21 protein-coding genes are annotated in these 22,606 nt (G+C 58.2%); 10 read left to right on the forward strand and 11 right to left on the reverse strand.

Annotation, left to right across the window (positions count from 1 at the left end; translation table 11 throughout):
• Window positions 1-60: 60 nt before the first annotated feature.
• Window positions 61-2,190 carry a TonB-dependent receptor domain-containing protein gene (locus ABIE13_RS06745; RefSeq protein ID WP_354442273.1) on the forward strand — a complete coding sequence of 710 codons (2,130 nt, stop codon included), beginning with the start codon at window positions 61-63 and terminating at the stop codon, window positions 2,188-2,190.
• Window positions 2,191-2,601: 411 nt separating this feature from the next.
• Here ABIE13_RS06745 and ABIE13_RS06750 read toward each other — a convergent pair whose 3' ends face one another.
• A complete protein-coding gene (locus ABIE13_RS06750) occupies window positions 2,602-3,870 on the reverse strand; it encodes an aspartate kinase (protein WP_354442275.1) in 1,269 nt (422 codons plus the stop codon).
• Window positions 3,871-4,007: 137 nt separating this feature from the next.
• The gene (tilS, locus tag ABIE13_RS06755; RefSeq protein WP_436278376.1) at window positions 4,008-5,057 is read right to left on the reverse strand and encodes a tRNA lysidine(34) synthetase TilS; all 1,050 of its coding nucleotides are present in this window, start codon (window positions 5,055-5,057) and stop codon (window positions 4,008-4,010) included.
• A 123-nt stretch (window positions 5,058-5,180) separates the two neighbouring features.
• Here tilS and ABIE13_RS06760 point away from each other — a divergent pair, with 123 nt between their 5' ends.
• Window positions 5,181-5,462 (forward strand): YkvA family protein, encoded by a 282-nt coding sequence (locus ABIE13_RS06760; protein ID WP_354442276.1) that lies wholly within the window; start codon window positions 5,181-5,183, stop codon window positions 5,460-5,462.
• A gap of 145 nt (window positions 5,463-5,607) precedes the next feature.
• Here ABIE13_RS06760 and ABIE13_RS06765 read toward each other — a convergent pair whose 3' ends face one another.
• The 3 genes from ABIE13_RS06765 to cysS form a co-directional block, all read right to left on the reverse strand.
• On the reverse strand, window positions 5,608-6,582 hold the full coding sequence (locus ABIE13_RS06765; protein ID WP_354442278.1) for an acetyl-CoA carboxylase carboxyltransferase subunit alpha: 975 nt from the start codon (window positions 6,580-6,582) through the stop codon (window positions 5,608-5,610).
• A 122-nt stretch (window positions 6,583-6,704) separates the two neighbouring features.
• Window positions 6,705-7,364 carry a DNA-3-methyladenine glycosylase family protein gene (locus ABIE13_RS06770; RefSeq protein ID WP_354442280.1) on the reverse strand — a complete coding sequence of 220 codons (660 nt, stop codon included), beginning with the start codon at window positions 7,362-7,364 and terminating at the stop codon, window positions 6,705-6,707.
• A 43-nt stretch (window positions 7,365-7,407) separates the two neighbouring features.
• The gene (cysS, locus tag ABIE13_RS06775) at window positions 7,408-8,790 is read right to left on the reverse strand and encodes a cysteine--tRNA ligase (protein ID WP_354442281.1); all 1,383 of its coding nucleotides are present in this window, start codon (window positions 8,788-8,790) and stop codon (window positions 7,408-7,410) included.
• 274 nt (window positions 8,791-9,064) lie between these two features.
• Between cysS and ABIE13_RS06780 the strand changes: the two genes are divergently transcribed.
• The 5 genes from ABIE13_RS06780 to ABIE13_RS06800 all read left to right on the forward strand — a co-directional run bounded on the left by ABIE13_RS06780 (window position 9,065) and on the right by ABIE13_RS06800 (window position 12,600).
• Window positions 9,065-9,622: a tetratricopeptide repeat protein gene (locus ABIE13_RS06780; protein WP_354442283.1), complete on the forward strand. Its 558-nt coding sequence runs from the start codon at window positions 9,065-9,067 to the stop codon at window positions 9,620-9,622.
• A gap of 90 nt (window positions 9,623-9,712) precedes the next feature.
• Entirely contained in the window at window positions 9,713-10,381 is a 669-nt protein-coding gene (locus ABIE13_RS06785) for a peptidylprolyl isomerase (RefSeq protein WP_354442285.1), read from the forward strand.
• A gap of 35 nt (window positions 10,382-10,416) precedes the next feature.
• Window positions 10,417-10,923: a peptidylprolyl isomerase gene (locus ABIE13_RS06790; protein ID WP_354442286.1), complete on the forward strand. Its 507-nt coding sequence runs from the start codon at window positions 10,417-10,419 to the stop codon at window positions 10,921-10,923.
• A gap of 37 nt (window positions 10,924-10,960) precedes the next feature.
• Entirely contained in the window at window positions 10,961-11,770 is an 810-nt protein-coding gene (locus ABIE13_RS06795; protein ID WP_354442287.1) for a UDP-2,3-diacylglucosamine diphosphatase, read from the forward strand.
• Complete coding sequence (locus ABIE13_RS06800; protein WP_354442288.1) at window positions 11,764-12,600, forward strand: zinc-dependent peptidase; 837 nt, start codon at window positions 11,764-11,766, stop codon at window positions 12,598-12,600. Before ABIE13_RS06795 ends, ABIE13_RS06800 begins: the two co-directional genes overlap by 7 nt.
• 28 nt (window positions 12,601-12,628) lie before the next feature.
• Here the strand turns inward: ABIE13_RS06800 and ABIE13_RS06805 are convergent, their stop codons facing one another.
• From ABIE13_RS06805 to ABIE13_RS06825, 5 genes are all read right to left on the reverse strand, one after another.
• Window positions 12,629-13,537, reverse strand: coding sequence for an aspartyl/asparaginyl beta-hydroxylase domain-containing protein (locus tag ABIE13_RS06805; RefSeq protein WP_354442290.1), 909 nt, complete (start codon window positions 13,535-13,537; stop codon window positions 12,629-12,631).
• Between the two features lie 130 nt (window positions 13,538-13,667).
• The gene (locus ABIE13_RS06810; protein ID WP_354442292.1) at window positions 13,668-14,093 is read right to left on the reverse strand and encodes a hypothetical protein; all 426 of its coding nucleotides are present in this window, start codon (window positions 14,091-14,093) and stop codon (window positions 13,668-13,670) included.
• A gap of 176 nt (window positions 14,094-14,269) precedes the next feature.
• Window positions 14,270-14,926: a DsbA family oxidoreductase gene (locus ABIE13_RS06815; RefSeq protein WP_354442293.1), complete on the reverse strand. Its 657-nt coding sequence runs from the start codon at window positions 14,924-14,926 to the stop codon at window positions 14,270-14,272.
• A gap of 4 nt (window positions 14,927-14,930) precedes the next feature.
• Entirely contained in the window at window positions 14,931-15,815 is an 885-nt protein-coding gene (locus tag ABIE13_RS06820) for an alpha/beta fold hydrolase (RefSeq protein WP_436278377.1), read from the reverse strand.
• An 11-nt stretch (window positions 15,816-15,826) separates the two neighbouring features.
• Window positions 15,827-16,249, reverse strand: coding sequence for an RNA-binding S4 domain-containing protein (locus tag ABIE13_RS06825; protein ID WP_354442294.1), 423 nt, complete (start codon window positions 16,247-16,249; stop codon window positions 15,827-15,829).
• Between the two features lie 183 nt (window positions 16,250-16,432).
• Between ABIE13_RS06825 and ABIE13_RS06830 the strand changes: the two genes are divergently transcribed.
• The 3 genes from ABIE13_RS06830 to ABIE13_RS06840 all read left to right on the forward strand — a co-directional run bounded on the left by ABIE13_RS06830 (window position 16,433) and on the right by ABIE13_RS06840 (window position 19,917).
• Window positions 16,433-17,395 (forward strand): Bug family tripartite tricarboxylate transporter substrate binding protein, encoded by a 963-nt coding sequence (locus ABIE13_RS06830; RefSeq protein WP_354442295.1) that lies wholly within the window; start codon window positions 16,433-16,435, stop codon window positions 17,393-17,395.
• 455 nt (window positions 17,396-17,850) lie between these two features.
• The gene (locus ABIE13_RS06835; protein ID WP_354442297.1) at window positions 17,851-18,411 is read left to right on the forward strand and encodes a tripartite tricarboxylate transporter TctB family protein; all 561 of its coding nucleotides are present in this window, start codon (window positions 17,851-17,853) and stop codon (window positions 18,409-18,411) included.
• Between the two features lie 12 nt (window positions 18,412-18,423).
• Complete coding sequence (locus tag ABIE13_RS06840; protein ID WP_354442299.1) at window positions 18,424-19,917, forward strand: tripartite tricarboxylate transporter permease; 1,494 nt, start codon at window positions 18,424-18,426, stop codon at window positions 19,915-19,917.
• 121 nt (window positions 19,918-20,038) lie between these two features.
• Here the strand turns inward: ABIE13_RS06840 and ABIE13_RS06845 are convergent, their stop codons facing one another.
• Complete coding sequence (locus ABIE13_RS06845) at window positions 20,039-22,432, reverse strand: ankyrin repeat domain-containing protein (RefSeq protein WP_354442301.1); 2,394 nt, start codon at window positions 22,430-22,432, stop codon at window positions 20,039-20,041.
• Between the last annotated feature and the right edge of the window lie 174 nt (window positions 22,433-22,606).

Here is a 22,606-nt window from a genome sequence, read left to right on the forward strand (position 1 = left end):
AAAAAAGCGCCCGCTGTCACGGGCGCTTTCTCTTGCCCCGCAAATGATTTCGACTCGATCATGAATAAACCACATTACCCGCACCACGCGCTCACGCTGGCCATTGCCTTGGCGGTGATGCCTAGCGTTGCATCCGCGCAGGACACAGGAGCGGCATCAGCAGCCGCAACGCCCACCCTGGATACGGTGCGCGTCACCGGCACCGCGCTGGACATTCCACTGGAAGAGTCCGCCACACCGGTGGAATTGCTGGACGAGCGCGCACTGCTTCAACGTCGCGCCGGAACGCTGGGCGAGACACTGGACGGGCTTCCTGGTGTGCGCAACAACAACTATGGTGCTGGCGCCGGCAGGCCCGTGATCCGTGGCGCCGACTCTGCACGCGTTCGCATCCTTTCTGATGGCAGCCAGGTGCAAGATGCTTCCACCTCCAGCCCGGATCATGCGGTTGGACTCGAACCCATGCTTTCGAGCGAAATCGAAATTCTGCGCGGCCCTTCAACGCTGATCTATGGCGGGGGCATCGTGGGTGGCGTGGTCAATGTGCGCGACAAGCGCATTCCCACTGAGGTACCGGAAAAGGGTTACGCTGGCAACGTTGAAGTGCGCTCGGAATCCAGCGCCCGGGAAAAGACCGGCCTGTTCTCTCTGACCGCTGGCAGCGGCCCCATTGCTCTGCACGTAGAAGGCCTCAATCGATCAGCCGGCGACTACGAAACAGGCAGTGGCTGGAGCGCGCCCCGCGTTGCAGGTTCAGCCGCGAAGACCTGGTACGGCAGCATGGGCGCTTCTTATATCCACTCGCGCGGCTACCTGGGCGTTGCCTACAGCCGGTTGCGCAGCAAATACGGCCTGCCAGGCCACAGCCATGAGTATGAAGATTGCCATGTGCATGGCAATTCCCTGCATTGCGGGAGCGACCATGGTCACAGCCACGATGAGCCGGCTGCTCCGGCGGGCTGCCATTGGCATGGCACGGAACTGCATTGCACCGGGTCAGAAGGTGAGAGTGAAGAAGTTGCCCTGGTCGACATGGACACGGAGCGGTGGGATATCCGCGGCGAATGGCGAGACCCCTTGCCTGGCTTTGCTCGCGCCCGGCTCCGTGCCAGTGTCACCGACTATCGCCATGATGAAATTGACCATGGTGAAATCGGCACCACATTCAAAAACAAAGCCCACGACGCTCGCCTGGAACTGGAGCACCACCCGCTCTCTTTAGGCCCCGGAACCCTGCGCGGCCTGCTGGGCGCTCAGCACAGCAGGCGCAAGTTCAGTGCGGTAGGAGAAGAAGCTTACGTTGAACCCACTGACACCCAGAGCTACGCCGTCTTCGGGCTGGAAGAGTACCGCCTGGGTGACTGGCGGTTCGAGCTCAGCGGGCGCTATGAATGGCAGGATTCCCAGCTGGATGGAGCATCCCGCAGGGGAACAGTCAAACATCACATGGGTTCTATTTCCGGCGGTGCGAGCTGGAACTTCACCCCAGGGCATACGCTGGCCATGAGCGTGTCGCGGTCGCAGCGCGCGCCCACAGCTGAAGAGCTGTTTGCCAGTGGCATACACCTGGCAACCAACACCTGGGAGCGAGGCAACACGCTCTTGAAGTCCGAGCAGTCCACCAATTTGGACATCAGTTTGCGCAAAACCAGTGGTGACACGCGTTATGAGCTGACGGCATTCCACAACCGCATTGACAACTACATCTACGCAGACACGACAGACCGCTACGAAAACTTCCGCTTGGTCGACTACCGCCAGCGCGACGCCAGCTTTACAGGGCTTGAGGCCCGAGTAAGCCATCAGTTGAACAGGCAGTGGCGCGTGGGCATGTCTGGGGATATGGTCAGGGCCCGTTTTTCGAGTGGCGGTGACGTGCCCCGCATTCCTTCCTACCGCCTGGGCCTGAACGCCCATTGGCAATCGGGAGCGTGGTCTGCATCGGCGGAGTGGTACCGCAACTTTGCGCAAAACCGCCTGGCCAGCTTCGAAACCCGCACGGCGGCCTATGACATGGTGAACCTTCGCATGGCCTGGCGCGGACGACTGTCCTCAGGGCAAACATACGAGTTGTACGCCGCGCTCAACAATGCTCTGAATAAGCTAGCTTTCAACCATACCTCCTTCGTGAAGGACGCGTCACCGCTGCGAGGCCGCAGCTTGGTGGTTGGAGCCAGGTTTAACTTCTGATGCTGAATTCGGAGCGATGAACCAGGTGTTAGCGAGGCTTGGTCTGCATTGAGCTTCTATGGTTTTGGTCAAGCTAGTATTGGCATTCGAACTAGGGCGTGTTAACTCGCCCTAACATTAACCGTTCGGCCTGAGCTTGTAGAAGGCATGCGCAACGCTTCGACAAGCTCAGCGCGAACGGACTTGTGTGATGTTCAGCCTACCGAAATCTGCAGTTCAAAGCTATCCGCTTAGCCTGACGAGGGGAGAACCCAATGAAAAACGGGCCACATGGGCCCGTTTTTCTTTTTGAAGTACCTGCATGGAGGTGCGATCTGCCGCAGTGATGAGACTTCACGCCACCCTGTCAAAAGCCAGGCATTTCAAGTTGCCACGCCTTCATTGCTGAAGGCCGGTGCCGTCATCGAAGACTCAGCTTGGTGCTTGCTCGAGATCAAAAGCACGGTGCAAGGCGCGGACGGCCAGCTCCATGTATTTTTCATCGATCACCACAGAAGTTTTGATCTCGGAGGTGGAGATCATCTGGATGTTGATGCCCTCTTCGCTGAGCACACGGAACATTTTGGCAGCGACGCCGACGTGGCTGCGCATGCCGATGCCCACAATGCTCACCTTGCAGATGCGTGGGTCGCCTTCGACTTCTGTAGCGCCCAGCTCAGGCAGCACTTTTTCCTTCAGCAGGTCGATGGTGCGGGCGTAATCCGCATGATTGACCGTGAAGCTGAAGTCGGTGATGCCGTCTTTGCTGACGTTCTGGATGATGACGTCAACCTCGATGTTGGCGTCAGCCACTGTGCCCAGGATTTGATAGGCAATGCCTGGGCGATCGGGTACGCCCAACACGGAAACCTTAGCTTCGTCGCGGTTGAAGGCAATGCCGGAGACAACGGCGTGTTCCATTTGTTCGTCTTCCTCGAAAGTGATCAGGGTGCCGGATTTGGCTTCTTCAGCGAGATCGATATCCCAAGGCGTGAAGCTGGAGAGCACACGCATTGGAACCTTGTATTTGCCAGCAAATTCGACTGAGCGGATTTGCAGCACTTTGCTGCCCAGGCTCGCCATTTCCAGCATTTCCTCGAAGCTCAAGGTATGCAGGCGGCGTGCTTCTGGAACCACACGAGGGTCGGTGGTGTAGACGCCATCGACATCGGTGTAGATGAGGGCCTCGTCGGCCTTCAGTGCGGCCGCAATGGCCACCGCTGAGGTGTCAGAGCCACCACGCCCCAAGGTGGTGATGTTGTTATCTTCATCGACCCCTTGGAAGCCGGTGATGACGACCACCTTGCCAGCATCGAGATCAGCGCGTACGCGCTTGTCGTCAATACTGTCAATGCGCGCCTTGGTGTAGGCGTTGTTGGTCTTGATAGGCACTTGCCAGCCGCTGTAGCTGACCGAGGTCATGCCTTCCGCCTGCAGGGCGATGGCCAGGAGCGCAGAAGAAGCCTGCTCGCCCGTGGAGGCCAGCATGTCCAACTCGCGGCGATAGGCCGCAGTGTGCTTGCCCGGCGCCAATTCCTTGGCCAAACCGAGCAAGCGGTTGGTCTCGCCGCTCATGGCACTGGGTACCACGACCATCTGATGACCCGCGCGCGCCCATTTGGCGACGCGCTTGGCAACATTGCGTATGCGCTCTGTGGAGCCCATCGAAGTGCCGCCGTATTTGTGAACAATCAATGCCATGGCGAGAAAAAGATGACCGAGCCCACTTCCAGGTGCCTGGAGACACCAGCAAAAGTGAAGGCGCGTAAGTAAATCTGATCTGGGCTTACCCCGCAAAACCCAGCATTTTAACTACTTACGGAAACCGTGGCGCAAAGTCAGTCGTCCGGCGCTTCCGGCTTCGATACCTGTCCGTCCAGGGCACCGGGTGCTGGCTGCCAGATCAAGGTGCCGCCCTTGCGTACAACGAACCCCGTACCCACCTTCAAATGAATGCGGTGTCCGCGGGTGGTACATGCCGCAATCTGGCTTAGCAATTCGTTCAGTTGAGCACTGCTGGGGATGACAGCATACGCCTGTCCAAGCCAATAGCGGATCAGGTTGGCTTGCCGCGGCACAGACAGCGCCTGCAAGGCGCGAATGCGAGGGGGTGAACCTGCGTCCGCCAAGTCGCTTACGGCCACTTCGTCCAGCACCAGTTGCGCCTGCGCCGCGTGCGCCGCACTGCGTGAAAAAGTACTTCTGAATTGAGGAAATGCCGCCTCCAGCGCGGGCAGAAGGCGCGCGCGAATGCGATTGCGGGTAAATTGCTCGTTCGAATTGCTGGGATCCTCGATCCACGTCTGTTCACGCGACCTCAGCCATGAGCGAATGGCGGCTCCGGGCACCGATAGCAGTGGACGTGCATAAGCCAGGTCTTGACGCTTCCAACGCTCTGGCATGGCTGCCAGGCCGCGCAGGCCGGCACCCCGCGAGAGCGCCAACAAAATGGTTTCCACCTGATCGTCCGCATGTTGTGCGATGACCACCGTGCCAACCGCCCCAACGCCTGCACAGACGCTGGTCAGGACGTCCAACGCCTCATAGCGATACTCGCGTGCCACAGCCTCCGGGCTTTCGCCACTCGTGTGGCGAGCATCCACTCGACGAACGTGCAGCGGAATATCCAGGCGGGCGCAAAGCGCAATGCAATGGCGTTCGAAATCATCTCCGGCGGCTTGCAGCCCGTGATGCACGTGCAAGGCTACAACCTGCCCGGGCCAGCGCTCAGCACAGGCCAGCAACAGCGCGGTGGAATCTGCGCCGCCCGAAAGCGCCACAGCCAACGGCAGCGCGGGGCCCGTGGCTGCAAAGCGAGCCATGGCGTTGTCGACCGTACGAGCGGCCATCAGATCAGTACGCGACGAGTTGGACGGCGAGGTGGGCATTTCAGTGGTGAATTAGGCCAGAGATAAAACTTTGTAAGGCTGCAACATTGGACCTTGTCATCCCCTGGACTGCACCCACGTTAATAGTTGGTCTGCCCGATCTGCGGCGTGAAGGGAATTGTCATGTGGAAGCTGGGAAAAATTGTTGCCATGTTCCGCAAGGAGTTGCTCCTGGCGTGGGCCATGCTACGCGATCCACGGGCGCCCATGGCGGCCAAGGTGACTGCGGTACTGGCTCTTGTGTATGTGATCAGCCCGATCGACCTGGTGTCCGATTTCATCCCTATTCTTGGGTGGCTGGATGACGGCTTGATCGCCTATCTCTTGCTGCAGGCAGCCTTCAAGTTCCTACCCGCTGACCTGCACACCGCACTGCGCTCCAAAATCAAAGCCAAGGCGGCTTGATCCGCTTGGGGGGGCGGCAGTGTGCCGTCATTGGGAGCGCGCCCGAATGGCACGGCTCAGCCAAGGCCGTCTGACCGCCTGCAACGGCGCCAGACGGACCTGCGGCAAGCAAGCCGCCACTCCAGCTGAGCCCAAAGTCGAAAATTCAACGTTCGGCCTTGGTGTCGGTAAAGCGCCCATAGCTTTGCAGGCGCTCGTAGCGGCGGTCCAGAAGCTCCTTGCCCTTGAGATCGCTGACCTGGCGCCACGCATCGCCCAAGGCACGCTTGAGAAAAGCCACCATTTGTCGATGATCGCGGTGGCCGCCACCCACGGGCTCGTTGACGATCTTGTCGACCAGGCCCATGGCCTTCAGGCGGTGCGCGGTGATGCCCAGGGCATCTGCGGCCTCCTGAGCCTTGTCGCTCGTCTTCCAGAGAATAGAGGCGCAACCTTCTGGGCTGATGACCGAGTAGATCGAATACTGCAGCATCAGCACTTGATCGGCGACTGCAATGGCCAGCGCGCCACCGGAGCCACCTTCACCGATGATGGTGGTGATGATGGGCACTTCCAGCTGCGCCATCTCGTAGATGTTGCGGCCAATAGCCTCTGACTGGCCACGCTCTTCAGCGTCGATTCCGGGAAATGCGCCCGGAGTGTCTACGAAGGTGAAGACGGGAAGCTTGAATTTCTCGGCGGTTTTCATCAACCGCAGCGCCTTGCGGTAGCCTTCGGGACGGGTCATGCCGAAATTACGCAGGGTACGTTCCCGCGTATCGCGGCCCTTCTGGTGGCCCAGCACCATACAGGCATTGCCATTGAAGCGAGCCAGGCCGCCTACGATGCTCTGGTCATCCGCAAAGTGCCGGTCGCCGTGCATTTCCACGAAATCTGTGAAGATGCCTTGTACGTAATCGAGCGTATAGGGACGCTCGGGGTGACGGGCAATCTTGGTGATCTGCCAAGGACTCAGGTCGGAATAGATGTCCTTGGTGAGCTGCAGGCTCTTCTTGTCGAGCTGCTCAATTTCCTCGGAGATATCCACAGCGCTCTCGGTTTGCACGTAGCGCAGCTCTTCGATCTTGTTTTCCAGCTCGGCGATAGGCTGTTCAAAATCAAGAAATGTCTTCTTTGCCAAATTTTTCTCCCACTGCCTGAATGCAGTAATGTTACTAGATGCACCCGGATTCCCGCTACCAGGGCCAATTCAGCCGGCGCTGGCGAGGGTGCGCTTTCACAATTCAATCAATTCAAGTCAACTCAGTACGCTACAGGTATGGGCTCCAGTGAACGCCACATATACCAGGTGGCCACACTGCGCCATGGGTGCCAGGCAGCGGCTACTTCACGCGCGTCGCTGCGGCTGACCGGTTCACCAGAAAAATAGTTCAGGCTGATGCCGTTGATGAGCCCTACGTCGTCCAGCGGTAGAACGTCTGGGCGCATCAAGTGGAACATCAAGAACATTTCAGCTGTCCAGCGGCCAATGCCGCGGATGGCCACCAGCTCAGCGATGATGGCCTCGTCTTCCATCTCATCCCATTGGCCGACATGGATTTGACCACTGCTGAAATGCAGTGCCAAGTCAACCAGATACTCCACTTTACGCGCGGAAAGGCCGGCCGCGCGCATGTCGTCAACCTTGAGCTTCAAAACGCTGGCGGGTGTCATGCGCTTGGGCAGGATCTCAAAGCGATTCCAGACGGACTGGGCTGCCTTGACAGAGATTTGCTGCCCTACGATGCTGCGAGCGAGCGTAACAAACGCATCGCCACGCGATTCCAGGCAGGCATCACCGAACTGCGGGATGAGTCGCTTCATCACGCGGTCTTTCTTGGCCAGATGTGCGCAAGCCTCTGCCCAATACGTCGGCGTGCTGGACCTGACAATCTCTTTCTTAGCCGCCGCCTTCACTGCCATGAGAACTCCCTGGCGCACGCACCGGGTCTTGATCGTCCAATCTTCATGGCGCGGCCTCCCACGTAGTGCCGGCGGCAGAGTCTTTCAACACAATACCAGCGGCCAGCAATTCAGCCCGGATTCGATCCGCAGCGGCAAAATCCTTGGCTTTCTTGGCCGCCGCACGGGCGTCAATCCGCTCGGCAATGGCCGCATCATCGAGCGCAGCACCCGCGCGCAAGTACTGCGTTGGAGGCGTCTGTAACAAGCCCAGGCAAGCCCCCAGGGCTTTCAGCAAAGCGGCTTCTTGCGCGGATTTGCCACGATTGACCTCGCCCGCCAGATCAAACAGGACGGCCACAGCCTCTGGCGTGCCGAAATCCTCATCCATGGCCGACTTGAAGCGAGCAGCGTACGGATTCGTCCAATCGATAACGGGGGTTTCAGCGATAGGCCCCGCCCCCTCCAGCGCCGTGTAGAGGCGCCTCAGGGCTGCGCGAGCGTCCTGCAAATGGGCGTCGCTGTAATTGAGCGGACTGCGGTAATGGCTACGGACAATAAAGAAGCGGATCGTTTCCGCGTCAAATTGCTCGAGAACTTCTCGGATAGTGAAAAAATTGCCCAGACTCTTGGACATTTTTTCGTTGTCGATATTGACGAATCCGTTGTGCATCCAAAGGCGTGCCAGGGCCACACCGTGGCCACCTTCGCTTTGGGCAATCTCGTTTTCGTGATGCGGAAACTGCAGATCGGCCCCGCCGCCGTGGATGTCGAAGGTTTCACCTAACAGTGCGCAGCTCATGGCCGAGCACTCGATGTGCCATCCTGGCCGTCCCAGGCCATAGGCGCTTTCCCACTTCGCACCGTCGGGCTCACTCGGTTTGGCAGATTTCCACAACACGAAATCCAGGGGATCGCGTTTGTCGCCATCCACCGCCACACGCTCGCCTGACTGCAATTCATCCAGAGATTTGCCCGAGAGCTTCCCATAGCCGGGAAACTTTCGCACGGCGTAGTTCACGTCACCGCCGTCAGAGACATAAGCCAGGCCCTTGTCCTGCAACTTGCGTACGAGATCAAGCATTTGCGGAACGTAGTCCGTCGCTCGCGGATCATGGGTCGGACGCCCAATGCCCAGCGCATCGAAATCTCGGTACATCTCGGCGATCATGCGGTCCGTGAGTTGGCGGATGGTCTCGCCGTTCTCCAGCGCCCGGCGGATGATCTTGTCTTCAATGTCTGTGATGTTGCGTACAAAGGTGACCCGAAGGCCCGAGACCTCCAGCCAGCGGCGAGCCACATCGAAGGCCACCGCGGAGCGTGCGTGTCCAATGTGGCAGAGGTCGTACACCGTGATGCCGCACACGTACATGCGCACATGGCCGGGCTCTATCGGCGTAAAGCGTTGCAACCCACGCGAAAGCGTGTCGTATATATTCAATGTCATCGGAAATAAGGTGCAGGGCGGGCAGCGGTTCAGGACCGAGGCGCTCGACCTACCTAAAAAATTCGCGCGGGAGTGTGTTCGGCCAGCGACTATCGGGCATGGCGGGCCGCTTGGCTACAATGACCCGCAGTATACGGCGCACCTGAGGTGCGCGAAACTTCTTTGAACGCTCATTTTGGACGCTCATATCCAGCATTGGCCTATTGCCAGCATTTCTTCCGAGATGAATTTGCGGCTGCACCTCTTATCCTCCCTCCCGCGGTGGTTTCGCACCATGGCTTTGTTCGGCTGCCTGGCGACACTCAGTCCGCTGGTTCTGGCCGATGAATACACTGAAGTCAATCGCCTGCTGAATGCGGGGCAGACTTCGGAAGCACTGGCGCGCGCCGACAAATACATTGCCGCCAACCCGCGTGACCCCCAGATGCGGTTCGTCAAGAGCCAGGTTTTGCAAAAAAGCGGGCGCTCCAGCGACGCGGAATCCATATTGCAGCAACTGACCCAGGATTATCCTGAGCTGGCGGAGCCCTGGAACAACCTGGCGGTGCTTCACGCTGGGCGGGGTGAGCTGGAAAAGGCCCGTGCAGCACTTGAGACTGCCGTCCGCCAAGATCCCAAGTACGCCACTGCACTGGAGAATCTGGGAGACGTACAGGCCCGCCTGGCCAGTCAATCCTACGAGCGGGCCCGCCAACTGAGCAGCGGCAACCGCCGTCTTGGGCCCAAAATTGAAGCCCTGGACGACATGTTGAAAATAGGCGCCACGACCTCACCTACGCCGGCACCGGAAACCAGTCCTGCACGCCCTCACCGGCGGCTGGGTGGTGGTTGAAGTTTGTTGCACTTCACGGTGCTTCCAGGAACTTGCGGCGCCTTACACGAACCAAGTCACATCTTCCAGCTGTTTTTCAGGAGTTCATCCATGTTGATTTCCAGAAGGCGCGCTGCAGCTCTTGCTGCCGCCATTTCACTTTCCGCCTCTCTTCCTGCCCTGGCAGCCAGTGCGCCCAAGGTAAAGTTTGTTACTTCCGAAGGCGAGTTCGTGATTGAAGTCTACCCAGACAAGGCGCCAAAGACCGTGGAAAACTTCCTCCAGTACGTGAAGGACAAGTTTTATGACGGCACCATTTTTCACCGCGTGATTCCCAATTTCATGGTGCAGGGCGGCGGCTTTGACAAGGACTACAAACAAAAGCCGACACGTCCATCCATCGCGCACGAAGGCCGTGCGGCCTTGGCCAAAGGCTTGAGCAATTCGGTGGGTACAGTTGCGATGGCACGTACCAACGACCCGCATTCAGCCAGTTCGCAGTTTTTCATCAACGTGGTGGACAACGCCCGTCTGGACCCGGTACTGATTCCAGCTGGCGATCCCGTCACGTTTGAATATCAGGGTCAAACCCACAAAGATATTCCACGCAAGAACGTCATCAACCACCCGCAACTGTTTGGCTACACCGTGTTCGGAAAAGTCATCAGCGGCATGGATACAGTAGAGAAAATCCGCAACACGCCTACCGGCGCGGCGGCTCAATTCCCAACGGATGTGCCCACGAAGATGGTGATCATTGAGTCCGCGAGAATTCAATAATCTTTCAAAATCAACCTTTAGAAAACTTAAAACACATGTCGAACCCCCAAGTAGAACTGCACATTGCCGGCCGCGGCGTCATCACCATTGAACTGGATGAGGCCAAGGCGCCCAAGTCGTCCGCCAACTTCCTTTCTTATGTCAAAAGCGGGCACTACGACAACACAGTGTTTCACCGCGTGATTCCCGGTTTCATGGTCCAGGGCGGCGGCTTTGAGCCCGGCATGAAGCAAAAGTCCACTCAGGCACCCATTACCAACGAAGCCGACAACGGCTTGAAGAACGACGAGTACACCGTCGCGATGGCGCGCACATCCGATCCGCACTCGGCCACTGCGCAGTTCTTCATCAACGTTTCCAAAAACGACTTCCTGAATTTCAAGTCGCCCACAGCCCAAGGCTGGGGCTACGCGGTGATCGGCAAAGTGGTCAAAGGCCAGGACGTGGTCGATGGCATCAAAGCTGTCCCCACTGGTCGCAAAGGTGGCCATGACGACGTGCCTCAGGCCGACGTGGTCATCGAAAAAGCGGTAGCGCTGTAAGCAGCCTGCCGCGATCTTGGAGACCGCAGCGTTTGAATTGACAGCCTCGCCTCATTGGCGGGCGCTTGATTTCCTTTCCGATCTGCATCTGCAAGCCTCAGAGCCCGCTACCTTGGCGGCTTTTGAAAGGTACCTGCAAGCTACGCCTGCCGACGGCATTTTCATACTTGGCGATCTGTTTGAAGTATGGATTGGCGACGATGCCGCCGAACCTGGCAGCTTTGAAGCCCAATGCGGTGCTTTGCTGAGAGAAGCCGCCCTTCGGCGAGCCGTCTTCTTCATTCGCGGCAATCGCGATTTCCTGATCGGCTCCCAATTTTTGAATACCTGCGGGGCCCAGGATCTGCCTGACCCTACGGTGCTCAGCTTCGGCGGGCAACGTTGGCTGCTCTCCCATGGTGATGCACTTTGCCTGGATGATGTGGACTACCAGCGTTTTCGTGCCCAGGTCCGCAGTGCAGCCTGGCAAGAAGCGTTTCTGACGCGCTCTCTATCCGAACGCCAGGCCATGGGAAGAGCCATGCGAGAGGCCAGCACTGCCCGCCAAAGTGAATTGGCTGAGTATGCTGATGTCGACTCCCAGGCCGCCAAGGCCTGCCTTGTCGCAGCCAACGCCACGACCATGATTCATGGCCATACGCACCGTCCTGCAGAGCATGCTTTGGGGACAGATGAACAAGGTCGGGCATTGACGCGTGTCGTGCTTTCTGACTGGCACCTGGACGATGCCAAGCCGCGCGCGGATGTGCTGAGATTGAGCGCTGACGGTCTGCGCCGTTTGAGCGTGAATGAACTGAACGCTCTACCCAAGACGCCAGCGAGCATACGGCCGGCGGGGACATGCTGAACCTGGCGCGGCGATTCTCTCGTTGGGCTCGGAGCATCCATGCGCCCCCCTCAGTGCCTGATGAGCTCTGGCTTGCCACCTTGGCCCGCTACCCATTCCTACCGCGCCTGGGCAAGCCTGAAAACGCCCGGCTGCGCCTGCTCACAGCTTACTTTTTAAATCAGAAGCAATTCACCGGAGCCCATGACTTCAACATCACGGACTCCATGGCTGTTGCGGTTGCTGCTCAGGCCTGCCTTCCTTTGCTGCATCTGGGCCCAACTGAACGTCCGGAAGCGGCGCTGGCTTGGTATGACGACTTCGTAGGCATCGTCATTCAACCGGCCGAGGTCATGGCCCGAAGAGAGGTCATCGACGCAGCGGGGGTGGTGCACCGCTTTGAGGAGGTCATTACCGGGGAAGCCATGGAGCATGGTCCTGTGATGCTCAGTTGGCCAGCGGTGGAAGAAGCTGGGCACGCTCAGGATCTAGGGCACAGCGTCGTGATCCATGAGTTCATTCACAAGATGGATATGAAGGGCGGAGAAGCCGACGGGTGCCCGCCTTTGCCTCCCGGCTTCATGGGAACGCGCGACGCGCGCTCCGCACGGACAGCCTGGTTCAGTGTGTTGAAGCCAGCCTTCCAAGCCCTGCGAGACCAAGTGGTACTTGCTGAACGCTTTGGTCAGCCTATGCCATGGCTGGATGCGTATGGGACCACTTCTATCGTTGAATTTTTCCCAGTCGCCTGTGAAGCGTATTTTGTACAGCGATCGCGCTTTACCGAAGAGTGGCCCGCGTTAACGCACTTGTTTGACGCCCTGTTCAACCCCCATGGGCAGAGAAGCTAACAGGCCAGGTGGCGCCTGATAGCCCCGGCTACCACCAAACAAACAAGGCAACCAAGCCCACGACCAAGCCGACCTTGGTCAGTTTGTAGACGGTGGGGTTCCATGCCTTGAAAGCACGACGAGCCCTGCCGGCGTAGAAAGAAATGCGAAACAGCTTGCTGATGAGGCCGGTCGGATCGCCATCGCTATTGGGTGAGCTGGCGGCCGCAACCACATTCCGGCCGAACCAGTGGTTCAGCCATTGCGCAAAGCGGAAGGTCATCGGACGTTCTACGTCACAAAATAGAACGATGCGATTTTGTCCGCTCTGGTTTTCTGCGTAGTGAATGTAGGTTTCGTCAAAGACCACGCCTTCACCTTCGTGCCAGACGTACCGCTCCCCATCGACATCGATAAAGCACCGATCGTCGCCTGGTGCCACCAGGCCCAGGTGATAGCGGAGCGAGCCTGCGTAGGGGTCACGGTGCTTTCCCAATTTTGCCCCATGCGGTAGTTCGGCAAACATGGCGGCCTTGATAGTCGGCAATCCCGCCAACAGCGCGGTGGTGCGTGGACAGAACTCGGCAGCAGAGGGGTGGGCCTGCCCGTACCACTTGAGGTAAAAACGCTTCCAACCCGTCTTGAAGAACGAGTTGAATCCCGCGTCATCCATATTGGCTGCAGCCCGAATGCGCTGCGCCTCTGCCAATGCCAGCGCCTCTTCCCGAATCTCCCGCCAATGCGCTTGTAGCACTGCGAGGTCGGGAAAACTCTCCGGCGGCAGATAGGGCTGGCGTGGAACACCAGAAAAAGCCAGCATGAACACGTTGATGGGTGCCATGAAGGTCGAATGATCGAACACCTGCCGCGACGCCTTCAAGCGAACCCGGCCGCGGAAATGCATCACGGCCGCGCTGGCAGCAAACAGCAGCACGATGATAAGAATGATGGTTTTCATGAACCTCTATTGTCACGCGGTTAGAGGGATTTTGCCTTTTTGCCGGTATTGGTCAGGATAAAGACCCCAACCCCCGACTCTACAAGCTTGCCATGCCGGCCGAAAAACCATCTGTCATCCGGTTGATTTCTCAGGCTTTCAATTGGGCGGTGACGCGGTCGAGCCAATGTACCCCTTCCTCACGACGGTCAAAGCTTCCGAGGTACATGGGCCATCGCCCCCGCACGCCGAGGCGAATGACAAAGTACGGTCCATCTTCGGAGCTACGCTCCTGCAAGCTTGGAGGTTCGAGCTCCGCATAGGCAATGCAAGCTGGGTGCCACTTGAACGGTAGGCGCGAGGTACGCAGGAGACGACCGCCGGACGCATCAAAGTGCAATCTCAGGCAACGCCCCAATGCAATGGTCAGAAACAGGAGCCCCGCCAAGCAAGGCAGCACCACACAAAGAGCTGCCAAGCCAAGTTGCCACCAAGGCAGGCCCAGATGGGTATGGAGCACAAACGGCACAGGAATGAGAAACATGGCCAGCGCGATCACGCCGACAAAAAAACGCATCGGTACACTGATGTGCTCTTGGTAGCGAAGGCCGTCCGATGCGTCTATGAAGCCATGCGTCATGGCCTGAGTATGTGACGAATAAATGACAAATTGGTGACATTCTCAGCCACACCTTGGCGCCTGATACCAGGGGTTTGATTCAGCCCAGGCTCACTTGGATGACTTCGTTCTTCTTAATTAGATCCAGCTGCAAGCTGCCGAATTGCTCTCTCAAACACTTCCGGAGGCTGACCACCAGAGATCAGATGCTGGTCGTTGATGACCACCGCCGGTACAGATGAAATGCCCGCTTGCTGATAGAGGCGTTCAGCAGCCCGAACCTCAGCAGCAAATTCCTCACTGGCGAGGATTTCTTCGGCGCGTTTAGCGTCCAAGCCGGCCGCACGGACCGCAGCCAGAAGCACCTCGTCCTTTTCCACGGCTTCACTTCGCCCGTGGTAGGCGTCCAGCAGTGCGCGCTTGAGGGCCAGTTGAGGCTTTTCCCCCTCCAAACCGGCCCAGTGCAGCAGCCGATGTGCGTTGAACGTGTTGTAGATGCGGCTGCGGCCCTCAGGATTGAAAGCAAAGCCGACGGCTGCGCCCCGCTCCCGGATAGCCTGCCGATTACGCTCGAACTGTTCGGGCGTGCCGCCGTATTTACGCGTCAGGTGTTCGGTTACGTCTTCCCCGCCCGGGGGCATGTCGGGATTGAGCTCAAACGGCTGGAAATGCAAAGTGGCTTGAACAGCGTCGCTGCTGTTAGCCAGGGCTTGCTGGAGCGAAGCCAGACCTACCGCACACCAGGGGCAGGCGACATCGGAGACAAAGTCAATTTTCATGGGAGTAGGCATGGATTCAGTTTCCTTGATTCAGGGCTTGCAACAGCTCCGCGTCAAAAATCTCGTTGGCTTCGAATTGCACCCAGTGGCCAGCATCCTCAATGAGCGCGAGCCCACGAAAATCTGGCGCATTGGTTGCCAGGGCGGCCTCGAGTTCAGGCCAATATCTCCGGTACAACACGTCATGCGCACCATAAATGGCATGAACTGGACAAGACACTTTGGGAAGACTGCGCGCAAGAATGTCAGTTGAGGGTAAACGGCGTCTTGGCAAGCGGTCACGCACCACATTGGCAATATGAATTTCCAGCGCCAGCCCATCGATCAGGTCATGGTCGTGCAGCATCAACACGCCCAGGTTATGCCGGTGTATTTCGGCTTGCTCTTGCGGCGTTTTGAGGTGGCGCCAGGCTTTGAGCTCAAATTGGCGACCAGGCACCACACCCATACCAGGTGCGCCAGCCAATACCAGGCGCCGGGCCAGTTCCGGGTGCGCCGCCAACAGCAAGCCAGCCGTCAGGCCGCCAAAAGAAAAGCCGACCAGATCCACAGCCACGCCAGGCACGAGCTGGCGCAGTCCGGCGGCCAGAGGCTCCACCATGACATCCGCGTCAGTGCCTGCCTTCGGAGCGGCGGAATCGCCAAATCCGGGTAAATCTGCTGCCAGGACCCACCGCCCGGCATCCACCAGAGGCAGTATGTTCTTGACCCAATGCGTCCAGGAACCGCTGCCACCATGAAACAGCACTACAGGAGGAATGTCGTCACGGCGGTCGCCCCACGCATGCCAGACAATGTCCCCATCTCCGCAGGGCGTGACCATACGGCGACCCTGCGCCAATCGCGTGCGCTCTGCCACTGGGAGCATCACGGGAACTTCAAACTCAATCACTTCTGACATCTGGTTTTCTTTCATTCGTCCAGGGAGGCGGACCAGCGATCGCCCCAGCCACGTTGTTGATCCAGTGCACGTCGATCCCGTTTGGTAGGACGCCCCTGCTCGATGGTATGCGCAGGCTCCGGCGCCAAACGGCGCGCTGACGCCGCTTCTGCACGAGAGCTTGCGCTGTCGGCTGTTTCTTCATAGAGCAACTGAGCCACAGGTGCGGGGCCACGCATGGCGCTCAAGCCTTTGACAATGACCGTCAACTCATCACGGCCACTGCGCAAGCGAACGCAATCTCCAGGCTTGACCTCCCGCGATGGCTTGGCCACCGCGCCGTTGACTTCCACACGTCCATTGTCCAGTTGTTCCACGGCCAGTGAGCGAGTCTTGTAGAAGCGCGCAGCCCAGAGCCATTTGTCAATGCGTTGTCTATCGAGAATGTCCGCCATGGCTTTCAATGCTACCGCGATATGGCGCAATCCGCTTGTAAGCGAAAAGCTCGCACCCCAATTCAAAAATCAAAGGATCACGGAGGCCTTCGAGGGTTTCTCCCTAGCAGCATATCCGCCGGAAAAGGCTCCGGTTGGAGGATGATCTCGGATACACCATCTAGTTGTAGGAGACCAATTTCCATGCGTCGTGATACCTTTCTCAAGTCCCTGGCTGCCCTGGCTGCCGCAGGCGCCCTGCCCCTTCCAGCACTGGCCGCGCCCAACCTGAAAATGCTGATTCCTGCCAACCCGGGTGGCGGCTGGGACACCACAGGCCGTGCATTGGGCAAGGCCATGCTGGATTCCAAGCAAGCTGACACTGTCACGTACGACAACAAAGGTGGCGCCGCGGGTGCCTTGGGTCTGGCGCAGTTTCTGAGCGGATCCAAGGGCGACCCCAATTCACTGATGGTAATGGGCGCCGTGATGCTGGGCGGCCTGATCACTTCAAAATCCCCGCTGAATCTGATGCAGTGCACGCCCATTGCGCGCCTGACGACTGAGTACAACGTCTTCGTGCTGCCCGCCAATTCGCCGTTCAAGTCCATGGCTGATGTGGTCGCGCAGCTCAAGAAAGATCCGGGAAGCGTGAAATGGGGCGGTGGCTCGCGTGGCTCTACCGAGCACATTGCAGCAGCGATGATCGCGCAAAAAGTGGGGGTCGACCCTTCCAAGATCAACTACGTCGCGTTCCGAGGGGGTGGTGAGGCCACCGCGGCCATTCTGGGTGGCAACGTGACGGTGGGGGGTTCTGGTTACAGCGAGTTCGCCGAATACATTCAGACGGGCAAGATGAAACCGATCGCTGTGACTTCCGCTCAGCGGATCTCGAGCGTGAACGTTCCCACGCTCAAGGAACAGGGCATTGACGTGGAACTAGGTAACTGGCGCGGCATCTTCGCACCTGCAGGCATTACGCCTGCTCAACGCAAGACCTTGACGGATTTGGTGGTCGCGACCACCAAATCAGCATCATGGGCAGAAGCGCTCAAGAAAAACGACTGGACACCGGCCGTGATCACAGGCGATACCTTCAGCAAATTTGTTGAAGACGACTTCGCCTCATTGCGAGCCATCATGGCCAAGTCAGGAATGACCACCTGATTCACAAAAAACGCTGAATTCGGAGCGGCGCGGATGCCGGTAGGTCGGTTGCATGGCGGTGGGCTTTGGCCACAACCGCATGGCCCGACCTGCTCAGCCTTGTGGAGAAGCGGCTTCAATGACGCTCAGAACTCAAGGTCTGGGATTTCTCTGCAATGCGTGCCTGCCGAATCGAATTGAAAAAATGGTCCGAGCGACGCCAGTTGAATTGAGTGTCGCCCGGGGGCTTGCCGAATTGCAGCACCTGTCACCGACCTTCATTCAGCGGTCTTGATCGTATCGACGTTTGCTCAATCAATGACAACCCTCCTACCGCCGTTCACGCTGAGCTTGTCGAAGCGCCTGGCGAGGCTTCGACAAGCTCAGCCCGAACGGTTATTTGTGGTTATTTGTCATGTTTGATGAAAGTATCAAGCCGTGGTCACCCACCAACATTCACAGGAAGCACTGTCATCATGACCAGCCCGCTGCCCAATATCACCCCCGAACTACGTCCTGACCACCCGCCTCCCGCCCAGCCTGGAAAGGCGACGCTTTTCTGGGAGAGCGTCGTAGGCGCTGCGGTCATACTGATTGGCGTGGGCCTGGGTGTGGGAGCTCTCAGCATTTCGTCGGAAGCGGGTTATGGTGGCGTCGGATCCAACTTCCTGCCATGGGTCGTTGCAACGGCACTGGTGGTGTGCGGCAGCTTCATGGTCTGGGAGTCGCGCACCGGTGGGTTTAGAGCCATGGACGAGGCCCCCGACCAAACCAAACCCGACTGGGGAGGCTTTGTGTGGGTATCCGCAGGTTTGCTCTTGAACGCTGCGCTCATCACTACCTTGGGATTCATCTTGAGCTGCGCGTTGTGCTATGTGCTGGCAGTACAAGGACTGCGCCGCGCCTATGGGCAGAAGGGCAACACCTGGTTGGTGGACATCATCACTGGTTTGGCCATTGCCGCACCGGTTTACTGGATGTTCACCAAGTTTCTGGCCATCAATCTTCCGGGCCTCACAGGCACCGGCTGGCTCTGAGGAAGACCCGCCATGGATACTTTGAATCAGTTGATGCAAGGCTTCAGCACGGCGTTCACGCTTGTGAACCTGCTGTGGGCGCTGTTTGGGTGTGCACTGGGCACCGCGGTAGGCGTGCTGCCTGGAATAGGCCCTGCCACCACGGTGGCCATGCTGCTACCTATCACCGGGAAGGTGGACATCACCGCCTCCATGATCTTTTTCGCCGGCATCTACTACGGCGCCATGTATGGCGGCTCCACCACCTCCATCTTGCTGAACACGCCTGGCGAAACCGCCAGCATGGTGACCGCCATGGAGGGCAACAAGATGGCCAAGAGTGGCCGTGCCGGCTCGGCCCTTGCAACAGCAGCCATAGGCTCCTTCGTGGCCGGCACGATCGCTACGATCGTGGTGACCTTGTTCGCTCCTCTCGTGGCCGAATACGCTGTTCGGCTCGGTCCGCCTGAGTATTTCCTGCTCATGGTTCTGGCTTTCACCACAGTGAGTGCCGTCCTGGGAAAAAGCACCGTTCGTGGACTCACCGCGCTGTTCCTGGGCCTGGCAGTAGGGCTTATCGGGATGGACCAGATCAGCGGCCAGCCGCGCTATACGGGTGGCGTTCCCGAACTGCTCGACGGCATAGAAATTGTGCTCGTGGCCGTGGGGCTTTTCGCGGTGGCAGAAGTGCTGCACGCGGTACTTTTCGAAGGCAAGGTGGTTGAATCGCAGAACCGCTTCAGCAGGGTGCACATGACAGCGCGCGATTGGAAGCGCTCCATACCCGCGTGGTTGAGAGGCACTGCCATTGGCACGCCCTTTGGTTGCATTCCGGCGGGCGGGACTGAGATTCCCACCTTCTTGAGTTATGCCACCGAAAAGAAGTTGGCCAAAGGCGAAGACAAGGCCGAGTTCGGAACCAAGGGTGCCATTGAAGGCGTCGCGGGGCCTGAAGCTGCCAACAACGCCACGGTGACTGCGGCCCTGATTCCCCTGCTCACCCTGGGTATTCCGACCAGCAACACCACGGCTATTTTGCTGGGCGCTTTTCAAAACTACGGCATTCAGCCAGGACCGCAGCTGTTCACAACTTCCGCAGGCTTGGTGTGGGCACTGATAGCTTCGCTCTACATAGGCAACGTGATGCTGTTGGTGCTGAACCTGCCTCTGGTCGGTCTCTGGGTCAAGCTGCTGAAAATCCCAAAACCGCAGCTTTATGCAGGCATTCTGATTTTTGCAACGGTGGGTGCCTACGGCATGCGTCAAAGCGCTTTCGACATTTTCCTGCTCTATGCCATTGGCGCTATTGGTGTGGTGATGCGCCGCTTCGACTTCCCGACTGCGCCCGTGGTGGTGGGCATGATCCTAGGCCCGCTGGCAGAGGCGCAGATGCGCAATGCACTGTCCATTGGGGAAGGAAAATGGAGCGTCTTTGTCGAGCGGCCCATGTCGATATTCCTGCTGATAGTCATCGCCTCGATTTTGATCTTGCCAAGACTCTTGGCGCGGCGCAAGGCGAAGGCTTGACTGCTAGACGAGGCGCTCATGCTGGGGTGATTCATGCATAAGCGCGCCCGCGAGCGCTGCCCGCCCTCAACCCTCCCCTCTCCCCACCGGGAGAGGGAGAATCTACGCCAGACAAGGCAAGTTAATCATCCTGGATCTTCGACTGAATCAACTCAAACGCGTTGATACTCTGAGTGTCTGCCAATACCATGAGCGAACGCGCCATCATGGCGTCGTAAGACGCGGCATTTTCAGGCAAATCCCGCCATTTTTTTAGCGCGGGCAATTCCAGCAGTTGGCCAAAGATGTTCGAGCCGCCTACCCGTGCAATTGCTGAGATAGCGGCTGCCACCTGTTGGCCGTCCTGTTCGTTGCGAGGCCACAAGCCATGTGATGTGAGAATCCTTTTCTCCTGCTCGCCCACGCCTTCTGCGCACCAGACAAAGTCGAACGCAGCCCAGGCTCGATGATCTGCAAGCAATTCCCTGCCAATCAGCCACTCACGACTCGTAAGTTCGCCTCTTGGCGGGCAAGCCCCCGATCTGATGAGGCGGTTCAGCTGTGCAATATCACCCGTATATTCAACCCGCGTGAACATGCTTCCAATGTCCTCTTGTGGCAATGCCTGCGCCTCCAGAACGGCCCCACGTGCAGGTTTCCGCGATTTATTCGGGAGCAGATCGTTGAGCATCAGAATGTCAACGAGCGCGCCGTGATCCCTGTTCTTGAGCGCCTCGGTCAAAGCGTTTTGCATAACACCTTTGTCAATCGCATCGACCCAGCCGTCCTTCTGCAGGGCCTTCACGACGTTCCAACTTCCTGTCGTGGTAGCCTGGTACATAAGCTGATTGACGAATTTCGCATCGGAAGATTCAGTCAACAGGGTTCTCACAATGCCCACACATCCATTGAGGGAGGCCGCGCGCAATGCCGCGTTGCGTTGAGAAACGTTGTTCAGGTCTTTAGGCCAAAGGCCACGACTTTGGAAAAATTGCAAATAAGGATCCCGCTCCGACACCGGGCCCGAGAAAACCAACCAGTCCAATAGATTCAAGGGGAGATCGGACGGGGCCATCACTCGCCCGCCATTTAATCCCCACGATGGCGTTAACAGGCTAGAAAGCAGATCGGGTTCGGCGCGATCGTCGCACTGGCCGCTACTCACCAGGAAGCTCGCAAGATGCAGAGCTTTCAGCTTCACTGCCAACGTCAACATGCTCTCACCCGCTCTTGTCTTGACAGTCGAATCAACGCCTGCGTGCAGCAGTAGCATTCCGACTTGGTCATAGAGCTTGCTGTTGGGATGGTGAGACTGGGGGCGCGAGACGGCATGCTCGAGAAACGCACGCAAGGGATTCAGGCCAGTCTTTTGCAGCGCGGCGTTCACACCATCAATTTCCGCGAACAGCGGGTCAAGGTCCACAAATTGATATTGATTGAACAGGGCGCGCGTCAAAGTGTCAACGCGCATCAGCCGATCCAGCAGGACAACGGCCTCTGTTTGCCCGGCTGTTCTCGCAAGTGCCTTGGCCCTCTCCAGTTGGGTCGGTGAGTATGTGCTTGCATTCAGTCCGTTAAATAGCATGTACAGCGCTTCAAGATTGCCTTGCTTGGCGGCAACATGCAGGGCAGTTACCGTCTCGTTATGGCTAAATGACTGTTCACCGGCTTGTTCCACGAACCATACATACTGCCCTGCCGGGCGAGCCAGGAGGGCATGCAGCACCTGGTGGTGATTGCCTAGAACTGCGAGGCTCAAAGGGCCATGGTTCATGCGCGTGCGAACCATGACGGAAGCTCCGTTTTGAAGCAATTTCTTGGTTACTTCAACATGGCCGAGTTCTGATGCGACCAACAAAGCTGTCTGACCCTGGAGGGTTCGCTCGTTGACATCGGCGCCAGCCTTGATCAGCGGCTCAACCGCTTTTTCAAGGCCGAGGGCAGCGACGGTAAGCAACGCAGAATTTAGCCAAACTGTATCTTTGCCTGTTATGACTTGCTGTAGGGCCCCCGGACCTTTGCTCATTGCGGCGTTAATCAAGCTGAGCTCGCTGGAACGTGCTTCACTCAGCAACTCGCGCACAGCTAGAGGATAAGTTTCGTCCATGAGCTGTCTCTCCAACTGCGGGTGCCTGCATGCCGTGAGAACAGGTATTTCTGCCAGCAATGTTCGCACCACCTCGAGATGTCCCGCTCTGGCAGCCAAGGAGAACGGCGTATCCCCCTTTGAGGTGGCTAGCCAGATGCTCGCCCCGGATTCCATCAGAAATTTAACCATTCTCGCGTGTCCGCCCTCGGCTGCAAACGCCAACGATGTGCGCCCGTCATGGGCTTGGTCGTCGATATCAGCCCCCTTGTCAAGCAATCTTGTAGCTGGCTTGATATTCTCACGTTCGGCGGCAAACATCAGGGGTGAGCGTCCATCCGGTGCTCGGACGCCCAGCAGTTGCTTCAGCAATTGAGGCGCCATCTCGGGCGCTGCAGGCCTTCCCGACGGTGCCCGCATGAAAACGTAGTGAGGATCGGCTGCGGACATTCGATGTTGTTTGAGTCGATACCTCTCATCGTCAAGAATAGTGTGTTGATAGCCACCTGGGAGGTGGAGGGTCAAAATTGTCGAGGAAAGCAGCGCTCTGGTTGCGTCATCATCATCAGCACCTGCGGCGAGCATGAGTGCAGAGTGGCCTGTTTCGTGGTTATCTTTGTATCG

The sequence above is a fragment of the Ottowia thiooxydans genome, assembly GCF_040548795.1.
GTDB lineage: Bacteria > Pseudomonadota > Gammaproteobacteria > Burkholderiales > Burkholderiaceae_C > Ottowia > Ottowia thiooxydans_A.